1 pseudogene is annotated in these 214 nt (G+C 43.5%); it reads right to left on the bottom strand.

The annotated features are described in order from the left end of the window. Positions 1 to 214: pseudogene (locus tag CHH91_RS19740) on the bottom strand (CDP-alcohol phosphatidyltransferase family protein); the annotation flags it as partial.

Genomic DNA, 214 nt, shown 5'->3' with positions numbered 1-214 from the left:
AATAGAAGCCCTTTTGTACGAATTTTATTGACTGGGTCACGTGCATTTGGCGCTTGCGAATGTGTAAGCTGGTAGGCAATCGGTACGAATAACGCCATAATGATTAAAACGATGAGCAGATACAGAATACCTCGCCCGACTGAATCCAATTGTACATATTCTAACGCCACCATAAGTGACAATGGCATAGCTAAATACACAGGGAGCGTTGCTC

The sequence above is a fragment of the Virgibacillus sp. 7505 genome (assembly GCF_002272135.1).
Classification (GTDB): domain Bacteria; phylum Bacillota; class Bacilli; order Bacillales; family Amphibacillaceae; genus Terribacillus.
This window is presented reverse-complemented; position numbering and strand designations above follow the sequence as displayed.